Genomic DNA, 10765 nt, shown 5'->3' with positions numbered 1-10765 from the left:
GCGATAATCCTTTTGTTATTTTCGCCAAAACACCTACCAACTATTCTACTACTGGCCTATATTCTTTCTTATCTATGACTATTTTGGCGATAATCTCACGAAGGATTTCAGAGGTACCACCACCAATTGGACCTAATCTGCTATCTCTTAGAAGTCTTGCCATTGGATATTCTTCCATATAGCCATAGCCTCCTAAAAACTGAAGACATTGATAAATAACATCGTCCGCCATTTTTGTTGACTTTAATTTGGACATGGAAGCTTCTTTAACAACATACTCGCCTTTATTCAATCTATAAGCAACCGAATAATTAAACTCTTTACAGATTTCCATATCGGTATATAGGTCTGAAATATTATGCCTTAATGCTTGAAATTCATCTATTGTCTTTCCAAAAGCCTGACGTTCAGACATATATCCCAATGCATACTCTAAGGCATATTCTGCACGTGCATGGGCGTTAACCCCCATAATTAAACGTTCTAATGAAAAATGTTGTAATATATAGGCAAACCCTTTATTTTTTTCTCCCATTAAATTCGATGCTGGTATTTTAACATTATCAAATGCTATTTCTCCAGTATCTGATGCTCTCCACCCTAATTTATCTAATTTCGTTGCCGATACGCCATCTGCTTCTCTATCTATTACAAATATACTAACGCCTTTGTTTCCTAATTCTGGGTTTGTTTTTGCTGCTACCACTAAATAATCGCTGTATACACCATTTGTAATAAAGGTTTTTGATCCGTTAATAATATAATGGTCACCTTCCTTCACTGCCGTTGTTCGCATTCCTGCCACATCACTACCCCCAAAAGGCTCAGTAATACATAAGCACCCTATTTTATCTCCTGCTATACTTGGTGCTAAATATTTTTGTTTGATGGCTTCATCTCCTTCTGCATTTAGATGCGTCATTGCTAAATACACATGAGCCCAAATAGCAGCAGCAAAACCGCCTGAGTTTATTTTTTGAAGTTCTTCAAGAAGTATCACTGTATAGAATAAATCTAGGCTCATTCCACCATAGACTTCTGGGTAATTTATACCGAAAAAACCCATATCACCAAACTTTTTCCAAATAAACCTATCTATAGTTCCTGTTTTTTCCCATTTTTCTATATGAGGAACTACTTCTTTCTTTAAAAAATCTTGAAGACTTTTTCTAAAAAGATTATGCTCTTCGGTGAAGTACATACTATTCATTTATTAAAATTTATTATTCTTTATCGGTTAGATCTGCTTGCTTGCAGGTGTTATTTATAATTAACCTTTCTTTATCATTAACAACTCCAAGTTAATACACATTTCTTAAACGTGGCTATTTTTCAATCGAGCGACAAATATAATTTAATTATATCGATTTTATTTACTGGAAAGTCTTTTACTTTTTTTAATCCACCCAAGGATTTATATCCTTCTATTAAATTACGTTGCTCTATGATATTATGAGCTAAATCGTAATCTATGTGTTGAATAGTTACCAAGTCATCTACAGTAGCTGCATTTATGTTGATTTTATGAATTTTTCTTGGTGTCTTCACGGTAAAATTGTTTGTTATTCGTTCAATAACTTCTGGAGTTAATCCGTATACATCTTGAAGCTGTACATCATCAATAAAGCCTCCAATAAATTTATTTCTAAATCTTATAATACGCTGTGAAAGAACACTCCCTATGCCATTTATTTTTTGTAGTTGTTGCGCTGTTACTTTATTTAAGTCTTGTTTTTGAGCAAAGGTTATTAAGTTGTTAGTATGATTAAAAACTGAAACTTGTTTTGGTTTAGGATTTGTAACCCATTCTGGAAATTTAAAATATGGTGATATCCGATCTAAAAGCGAATCGGATACTTTAGTAACTTCTTGAAATTGTTTTGCTGAATTAACCCACTTATTTTGCTTTCTAAAAGCCAATAACCTATCAATTTCTTTATTGGACATTCCTAAGGACGCTCCTTTAAAATCTGTTATATAATTTGGATTAAAAGGATATATTTTAGGTTTGTTTTCTTCAAGTTTCAATAATCTAAGCGAATCGAGTTCTTCATTAAACTTGGCAAACTCTACTTCATTAATTAAAATATCTTCTGTCGAAAAATCCACAAAATGATAAACACATTGCAACCCAATTATAAGTAGTATTAATAAAAGAATCCCATTTCGTTGTTCTTTAGAAAACATGAAATGGGATTTAAAATTCTGCATATAAAATTGCTTATGCCTTGGCTGCTTTTATAGCATCTAAATATCTTTTTAATTGCTTTTTAACTACAGGGAATAGGAAATATAACCCAACCATATTAGGGAATACCATGGCAAAAATCATGGCATCTGAGAAATCCCAAATTGATTTCATACTAGCTGCTGCTCCAATAATAACAAACAATAAGAATAAAAGCTTATAGGTTAAATCGGCTACCTTACCTCTACCAAACAAAAATTTCCAAGATTGTAGTCCATAATAAGACCATGAAATCATTGTAGAAACTGCAAACAGTACAACAGCAATTGTTAAAAACACATTAGAATAAGGTATGTATTGTGCGAATGCTTGTGACGTTATTCCTGCGCCTTCGTAACGCATACCATCAATCATGACTCCTCCTGTACCATCGCCACCATATTCAAATACACCACCAGTATTAAAGATCACAATAACTAAAGCTGTCATAGTACAAATTACAACGGTATCAATAAACGGTTCTAGTAATGCCACCAAACCTTCTGAAGCTGAATATTTAGTTTTTACTGCTGAATGCGCAATAGATGCAGAACCAGCCCCTGCTTCGTTTGAAAAAGCAGCACGTTTAAAACCAACAAGCAAAACTCCAATTACACCACCTACACCAATAGCTCTAGGGTTAAACGCCTCTGTGAATATCAATCCGAAAGCATCATCTATTAAAGAAAAGTTACTTAAAATTATATATAGACACGCTACAATATATAGCACAGCCATAAAAGGCACAACTTTTTCTGTAACCGAAGCTATTCTTTTAATACCTCCTATTATAATGATCCCCACCAGTATAGCCATCAATAAACCAATAACAGCTCCTGCACTTGTGCTTTCCAGCCCCATAAGTTCTTTAAGAACAACCGTTGCCTGATTAGACTGAGCCGCATTACCGCCTCCAAACGATCCACCTATGCAAAATATAGCGAAAAGTACAGCAGCTACTTTTCCTAATACAGAAAACCCTCTCTCCTTAAGTCCTTTAGTAATATAATACATGGGGCCACCGTAAACTGTACCGTCTTCTCCAACATCTCTATATTGAACTCCTAAAGTACACTCCACAAACTTAGTAGACATCCCTAGCAAACCACATATAATCATCCAAAACGTTGCTCCAGGACCTCCTAGTGCAATTGCTAAAGCAACCCCTGCTATATTTCCATTACCCACAGTACCAGAAACTGCTGTAGCTAAAGCCTGAAAATGACTCACTTCTCCTTCTTGGCTTTCATCACGAATCGTATCGCGTATATCTCCATCTATAGTCATCGGTGTATCGGCAGCTTTATGCCCTCCTTCTATTTCATCATATTTTCCTCTTACCGTATTAATAGCTTTTCCAAAATACTTTAAATTAGGAAACCCAAAGTAGATCGTAAAGAAAGCAGCACTTCCAACTAAAAGCAATAACACAAATGGAATATCCGGGTCTGTCCAAACCTTAAAAAATATGACACTACTAAAAAAGTCTGAAACGGGCTTAAACCCTTCATCAATTCTTTGATCTAGTCCTTTTTCGACAGCCTCTTGTGCAAATGTTAAAAACGGTAGTATTAAAGCGCATATTGAAAGAAGAAATTTCTTCATAGAAAAATTGTATTTATTATTTTTATTGAAAAATTCGTATTAAAAGCTAGCAAGATGCTAAAAAAAAATGATTTTTTAAAACAATGGTTGTTAAAATCAAAAAATCTTTAATCTATATTGTATTCGGAATTAAGAGCATCTATTTGTTCTGGTCTACCCAAAACAATAATTTTAGAATTTGCTGCTAATTCTAGTTCAGCCTCAGGGTTTACCAGATATTCACCTTTTTCATCTTTATACCCAATAACAGTACAACCTGTTTTTTTGCGAAGGTCTAAGTCTTTAATAGTTCTGGCTTCCTTCATATTATCCCTATATAGTTTTTCAACAGCTACTTCTTCTATATTAATATTCGATTTACCAACGATTGACAAATTATCAACAAACTCCATCAAGCCAGGAATTACAACCAAAGATGCCATATGGTCGCCACCAATTTTATCGGGCAAAATAACATTATTTGCCCCAGCCAATTTTAATTTATCATAAGATGTTTCCAATGAGGCTCTGCTTATAATATTGATAGACTTATTTAATTGCCTGGTTGAAAGCACTACAAATAAATTATCAGCATCGTTTGGTAAAGCAGATATTAAACAAGAGGCTTTATCAATTCCTGCCTGCATTAGGGTCTCATCTTCATTGGCGTTCCCAATAACATATGGTACTTCATCCATCTGCAAACGCTCCTCCATTTCTTTATCTTTTTCTATAACTACAAATTCCTTTTCATATGCTAAAAGCTTTCTAGCTGCCTGTTTACCATTCCTGCCATAACCACAAATAACTATGTGCCCCTTAAAACTATCGATCTTTTTTTGCATCTTCTTTTGTATTAATTCTTCAACATCGTTTTTGCTCAAAATATATTCTGTAATTATTGAAAGTGCATACCCAACAATAACTATACTGGCAAGTATTAAAAATATAGTAAAAATTTTTGATTGATTATCAAGGGGAACCACTTCACCAAACCCAACAGTTGTCATAGTAATTACGGTCATATAAACCGCATCAATCCATGAATAACCAGATATCGTTTTATACCCTGCAACGCCTATTAGTAAAATAACTACTAATAAAAACACTGCTGTATATATTTTAGTTCTAAAAAACTTTATAAGTGGACTCATGGGTTATACCAAATCTAATTATAAGTCGAAAACCGATGTACGTTTCGTATAAACTACATCTTTAATTTTTATCCAGAAAGCTAAAAATAAATATAGTGCAAAACCAAAACCAACAGTGACAAACGTTAAATACATAAATGTAGTTCTAACTACCTTAGCTCTAATACCCAATCTATCTGCTATACGCTGACAAACATAATAGCCATGTTTTTGAAAAAACAATAATGGTTTATAGATATAATTCATGCTGCAATTTAAATATAAAATTTAACAAAATTATATTTTTTAGATTTCCACTTTATTCATTGATTTTATTTATAAATCATTGTCTTCATGAATCTTCGAAAACTTCCTAAAAAAACTATTATTATTTAATGATTAAAGCATTTCCAACTGCACATTGCAAGCATTTATTTTTATCACAATATGCTGTTTTAAGCTGAATAAGTGCTTGTGAATCTAATGCCGATTTCGATACTTTTTTTAAATTATTGAACGCATCAATTATACTATTCTTTTCTGAAGTAATTGAAACAGCAATTTTTATAATATCAGAATTAATGATTTCACCTTTTTGCTTCGCATAACAAAATTTAAGAGGTAGAATGGTATTAATTAATAATAAATCCATAAATGGTTTTGTAAGTACTTTTTTAGATAATTTTGATTTTTTTTGAAACGTATAATGTGTTTCCCAAAACTTTGACGTCGATACTTTTAATAATTTATAATAATGATCTAAATGGTTTGTTTCTAAAATTTCTGAAAACAAATTTTGATGCTCGTAATATAAACTCGCCAATTGAGACAATCTAATCGTTGGAAAATTTGATGGCCGCAATCTAAAAAAGTAACATGGTAGTACATGAGTATTTTCCAATTTAAACTTTTGTTTTAAAAATTGGTATTCCTTGACAAGGCTTATGGAGTAAGGTTCTTCGGTCTCCTGATTTAGCAAACCTGATTGTCCGAAGAGTAGTGCTTCTAAAGTTTGTTGATCTGATTGGGATTTTCTGAGTATTGAAAAATCAATAGATTTTGCCAAACTAAAAAACGAATCCCCGTTTACCTTAAGTCCAAAATTCTTTGCCAACATTTTAAACAAAACCGCTTCCCAATCATTTTTTGATGCTGTTAGAAGCGCTTCTATTTCTTTTGTTTTTCGTTCTAAACGCTCTAAATACAAACGCTCTAACCAATTATTTAATACAAAATCATCGCTACTAGCAAAATCGTACTCACAATTAATCCATTTATTGGGCTTGAAAAAGAGTTTTTCATAATTATCTAAAACACCTTCACTTATAAAGCCTTTTAACTCCAAAGTGGGGATTATTGTCTGATCTTTTCTAAAAACATCTGTATCATGCTCCCAAACTACATGTAAAATAACATTGTCGTATGCTTTATCTTTTTCGTGATTATGTAAAAACCAATCAGATGATTTTAAATGAATCTCTACATTTCCCGCCCACAACTGGTTTCCTATAGTGAGTTGTGCATTAAAAAAATCTGGACCAGAATTTAAATTATGATGCCCTACAGTATTGACTATAATTGTCTCACCGTTTGCTGTTTTAAGTTTATTTATTTGAATTTTTTTATGTTTCCAGATGTAATGTAAAAAATCTTCTTGCATATGGCTAAAATAAAAATTACGTAGTCTAATTCAAACAATTTAAAAGAAATAACCTACAAAAAAACAATTAACTTCGTTTTATATTTTTGGTTAGACTATTTTCAATAAACTGGACAATTCAAACAGGCTAATGCATAAAATAAGAGAAGGCTTTGAACAGATAGTTAAATTAAGTGACTTAGATTGGCAGGTATTTTCTTCTAAGCTTAAAAAAAGTGTTTACAATAAAAAAGCTACTATTTTAAAGGTTGGGGAAACAGAAAATCATATTTCGTTTATCGAAAAAGGGGCGCTCCTATTTTTTATTCCAAAACTTGAGAATGATATTACTTTTAGTTTCTGTTTTGAAAATGAGTTTGTGAGTGCATATGATTCTTTTATAACCAGAAATCCCAGTACATACGAGGTGAAAGCTTTAACGGAGACTATTCTCTGGAGACTTACATATCAAGATTTACAAGACGTTTATAACAAAACCGAAGCAGGCAATGTTATTGGCCGAATAATAGCAGAAAACCTTTATTTAAAAAAGTTAAGAAGAGAGCAATCTTTCTTAAATGAAACTCCAGAAGAAAGGTATTTAAATTTATTTGTTGAAAGACCAGAATTAATTAAAAAAATCCCCCTTAAATATTTAGCTTCTTATATTGGCATAACCCCACAAGCATTAAGTCGGATTAGAAAGCGTATTTTTTAACTTAGGTTCATTGTTTCAAGTTTAAACTTTCATGAAATTTGCCTAAAAAAGATGAAAGCCCTTTTTGTACTTATTATAGTTTTTGTTATTTCTCTAGTTTCCGTAAAAGTTATTAATGGGAAATATGACTTTGTCCTGTCTGGACGTATAGCTATGTCCGTAATGCTTCTTTTTACTGCTTTAGGTCATTTTTTATTTCCAGATGGTATGGCTTTAATGGTTCCCGAAATAATTCCTTTTAAAAAAGAAATCGTTTATTTTACTGCCTTTGTCGAGATTCTTGGAGCCATAGGTTTACATATTCCGCAGTTAAGACCATTAACGGCATGGCTATTAATCCTATTCTTTATTATTATTTTACCAGCAAATATTAAAGCTTCAATTGACCATTTAAATTATCAAAAAGCCACTTATGATGGAAATGGGTTAATGTACTTGTGGTTTAGAATTCCACTACAGGTTTTGTTTATAATTTGGGTGTATTTAACCGCAATAAAATTTAGCTAAATAGCTTTTTTATTGTATTCTTTACTGTAGGATCGTAGCAATTTATATAACTCTTCCGGGTTAAAAGGTTTCCCCATAAACCCATTCATTTTATATTGTTCTGTTTTCTTTTTAATATCTGTTTGGGCAAAAGCTGTTAAAGCAATTATTGGTATACTAGCTTTATTTTTATTCTCAGATTTTCTAATAATTTTAGCTGCTTGATATCCATTTATCTTAGGCATTTGCAGATCCATAAGTATTAAATCGTAATCAAACTTTTTAAATAGTTCCAAGGCTTTTTCTCCATTTTCAGCAATGGTATATGTAATGCCCCATTTATTAAAAAAACGTTTAAGTATTAACACATTCATTTTATTATCTTCGGCAACTAGAACATTGATATCTATGGGCTCATAATCAGGTTGCATTTTAATCATGTCAGGTTCATAAACACTAAGCCTGTTACTTATTTTATAAGTGATCTCAAAGAAAAATGTCGACCCCTTACCAAGTTCACTTTCCACTATCAAGTCGCTACCTTGTAGGTTCAATAACTTTTTACTAATTGACAAGCCAAGGCCTGTACCTCCATACTTGATAGAAGTTTCTGAATTTGCTTGTATAAAGCTTTCAAAAATGGATTCTTGTTTGCTTTTCGATATGCCAATTCCTGTATCAACAACTTTAAAAACTAATCTTACTTTGTTTTCTTTAACACCTAAATTTTTAACTATAAGATTAATACATCCATTTTCGGTAAATTTTAAAGAATTACTCAATAGGTTTTTAATTACTTGAGTAAGCTTCAACTTATCGCCAATAATGTTATCTGGCACATCATTTTCCTTAATAACATTAAAGATTAAACCCTTTTTTTCTGTTCTTAAACTAAAATGGGATTTTATGCTTTCTAAAAAATAATTTAAGCTAAAATCTTTCTCTACAAGTTTTAACTTACCTGATTTTATTTTATCGAAATCCAACAAATCATTTATCAAACCTAATAAATGTTCTCCCGAATACTTTAATGCCTTTAAATTTTCTAACTGGTCTGGCAGATACTCTTCCATTAACAAAATATTGGCTATTCCAGTAACAGCATTTAAAGGTGTTCTAATTTCATGAGACATAGTAGACAAAAATTCATCTTTGGATTTACTAGCTTTTTGTAGTTCTATCTCTGTCCTTTTCAAAGTTGTTACATCTGTAATGGCTCCTATAAAGCCAACGGGGGTTACTCCATTACTATATATTAATTTAGATTTAACCTCAAACCACATAGGTTTTTTCTTTTTTTTATATTTGAAGATAAACTTAATGTGTTCTTTCCCTCTATAAAAAAGTTCTTCAAAATTTTCTTCATTATCAATATATTCAGGCAATAAAAAATCTTTGAAATTTTTACCTAAAGTATCTTCTATTGATAAGCCTGTGTACCCTTCCCAAGCATTGTTCAAAAAAGTAAAATTACCCTTTAAATCAGTTTCAAAAATAACACCTCCAAGATTGTCAACAATATTCTCAAGTTTTATATTAGTTTTATCCCGCTCCTGAATCAATCTCTGATTGGCTAGAAATAGTTCTTTTGTGCTTTCGTCAAGAATGTGCTCAATACGTCTTAAGTCTTTATCGAAACCTTTATAGGCACTATCAATCATCTCCAAAAAGTCCATATACTTTGGATCACTCAAAATATCTAAGTTAGATTTTTTGAGTTGTCTTCTTAATAGCCTATGGAACTTATCATTTAGCATTCTGAAAACGTCGTTATGGACATTGTTTGGTTATGTAATTCACAAGGTGAAGATTCATCATAAGGACCTATTTCACCGTAAGAGTAAAACCCTGTAATGCAAGGTTTATTTCCAACAACATCTCTCACAGCCTCAACTTCTTCTTCTACTAATTGTTTTAGTACCATACGTCTACCAACACAGCTAACCAATATTACTAACTCTGAAGATTCTTTATCAAAGAATTTACTAGCTGAAATAGCAGATTCTTCAGCTCCATCAATCAATCTATCCAAATTCGCTTTCATAAATCTGACATAAGCACCTTCAGGAAGGTTTCCTGCAAATGTTACACTTTTTTCATCTTCATTAGTTGCTAAAATAGATCGTACTAAAGGTTTCGAATTTGCATCACTTACCATGCTTAAAGGGAATAATAGTCCTGAACTCGGTAAATTTTTAGCTTCTTCTCCTAAAAAGGATTTATAAATATCCAATGCTGGATTTCCATCAAGTTCGTATAACACATTCTTGTTGGATTTCGTTACCTGTCTGCCTATCCCATAACTATCCCATCCCCCTCTAGAGCCTGTACATACTTTTAAACCTTCTCCATAAAACCCTAAGGCAACAATGGTTTTATCGACTATCTCATTATCATTTACAACAAAGGTTTTATTAAAATCGGCTCCATCTGCAGCTAAGCCACCAGATATGCCAACATGAGGAATTATAGATTTTAATCCTGAAACCAATTCGGCTCCATTAACATTAAGCCCATCACTCAAAACCAGTACATGCTTTAATTCTTTATTATAGAGGTTTTTTGCTAAATCTTGGCCAGATTGATAGCTACAGTTCATATCAATAATTTCGATCGCTGCTTTTTTGTAGGTAACTTTGTCTAATTGTATGGCTGTTAAAGATATGGTCTCATCTTTTACAGTAATATCTGATATTTCGCCTGCCGTTGAGCATCCAATAATAGTTGTTTTTGGATACTTATTATTTATGAAATCGAGAACCTTCCTTTTAGGGGTAAAATCTGGAGATACGAATAGTAGAAATATATCAGCTTCAATGCTTAGAATAGAAATATCTTCTTGCCAATTATCCTGTTGTAGGGATATTTGTTGAACATTCATATTAAATACTTTAGTTAGTGATTCAAGTCAACTGCATTTTATCGTCAAAACAATACGTTTTATCGAAAATATAATAAAATTTTTTATAATCAAAATT

General features: G+C 31.9%; 10 protein-coding genes. 2 read left to right on the top strand and 8 right to left on the bottom strand.

Annotation, left to right across the window (positions count from 1 at the left end; translation table 11 throughout):
* Nucleotides 1-40: 40 nt before the first annotated feature.
* The 6 genes from HHX25_RS11025 to HHX25_RS11000 form a co-directional block, all read right to left on the bottom strand.
* The gene (locus HHX25_RS11025) at nt 41-1210 is read right to left on the bottom strand and encodes an acyl-CoA dehydrogenase family protein (protein ID WP_169673108.1); all 1170 of its coding nucleotides are present in this window, start codon (nt 1208-1210) and stop codon (nt 41-43) included.
* A 122-nt stretch (nt 1211-1332) separates the two neighbouring features.
* A complete protein-coding gene (locus HHX25_RS11020; RefSeq protein ID WP_169673106.1) occupies nt 1333-2211 on the bottom strand; it encodes a ComEA family DNA-binding protein in 879 nt (292 codons plus the stop codon).
* Between the two features lie 10 nt (nt 2212-2221).
* Entirely contained in the window at nt 2222-3832 is a 1611-nt protein-coding gene (locus HHX25_RS11015; protein ID WP_169673104.1) for an alanine/glycine:cation symporter family protein, read from the bottom strand.
* Between the two features lie 107 nt (nt 3833-3939).
* Nucleotides 3940-4965, bottom strand: coding sequence for a potassium channel family protein (locus HHX25_RS11010; RefSeq protein WP_169673102.1), 1026 nt, complete (start codon nt 4963-4965; stop codon nt 3940-3942).
* 18 nt (nt 4966-4983) lie between these two features.
* Nucleotides 4984-5211 (bottom strand): PspC domain-containing protein, encoded by a 228-nt coding sequence (locus tag HHX25_RS11005; protein ID WP_169673100.1) that lies wholly within the window; start codon nt 5209-5211, stop codon nt 4984-4986.
* A 121-nt stretch (nt 5212-5332) separates the two neighbouring features.
* The gene (locus HHX25_RS11000) at nt 5333-6604 is read right to left on the bottom strand and encodes a DUF2851 family protein (RefSeq protein ID WP_169673098.1); all 1272 of its coding nucleotides are present in this window, start codon (nt 6602-6604) and stop codon (nt 5333-5335) included.
* Nucleotides 6605-6734: 130 nt separating this feature from the next.
* On the opposite strand from HHX25_RS11000, the gene HHX25_RS10995 reads away from it, so the two are divergent.
* Nucleotides 6735-7301 carry a Crp/Fnr family transcriptional regulator gene (locus HHX25_RS10995; RefSeq protein WP_169673096.1) on the top strand — a complete coding sequence of 189 codons (567 nt, stop codon included), beginning with the start codon at nt 6735-6737 and terminating at the stop codon, nt 7299-7301.
* A 51-nt stretch (nt 7302-7352) separates the two neighbouring features.
* On the top strand, nt 7353-7808 hold the full coding sequence (locus tag HHX25_RS10990; RefSeq protein WP_169673094.1) for a DoxX family protein: 456 nt from the start codon (nt 7353-7355) through the stop codon (nt 7806-7808).
* On the opposite strand, the gene HHX25_RS10985 is transcribed toward HHX25_RS10990, so the two are convergent.
* Together HHX25_RS10985 and HHX25_RS10980 are read right to left on the bottom strand one after the other, a co-directional pair.
* The gene (locus tag HHX25_RS10985; protein ID WP_169673092.1) at nt 7805-9481 is read right to left on the bottom strand and encodes a response regulator; all 1677 of its coding nucleotides are present in this window, start codon (nt 9479-9481) and stop codon (nt 7805-7807) included. The genes HHX25_RS10990 and HHX25_RS10985 overlap by 4 nt on opposite strands.
* A gap of 56 nt (nt 9482-9537) precedes the next feature.
* A complete protein-coding gene (locus HHX25_RS10980) occupies nt 9538-10668 on the bottom strand; it encodes an FIST signal transduction protein (RefSeq protein WP_169673090.1) in 1131 nt (376 codons plus the stop codon).
* Between the last annotated feature and the right edge of the window lie 97 nt (nt 10669-10765).

Origin of the sequence: Flavivirga algicola (assembly GCF_012910715.1) — a bacterium.
In the GTDB taxonomy this organism is placed as follows: domain Bacteria; phylum Bacteroidota; class Bacteroidia; order Flavobacteriales; family Flavobacteriaceae; genus Flavivirga; species Flavivirga algicola.
Note: the sequence above shows the minus strand (reverse complement) of the source record. Positions and strands in the feature narration are given on the sequence as shown.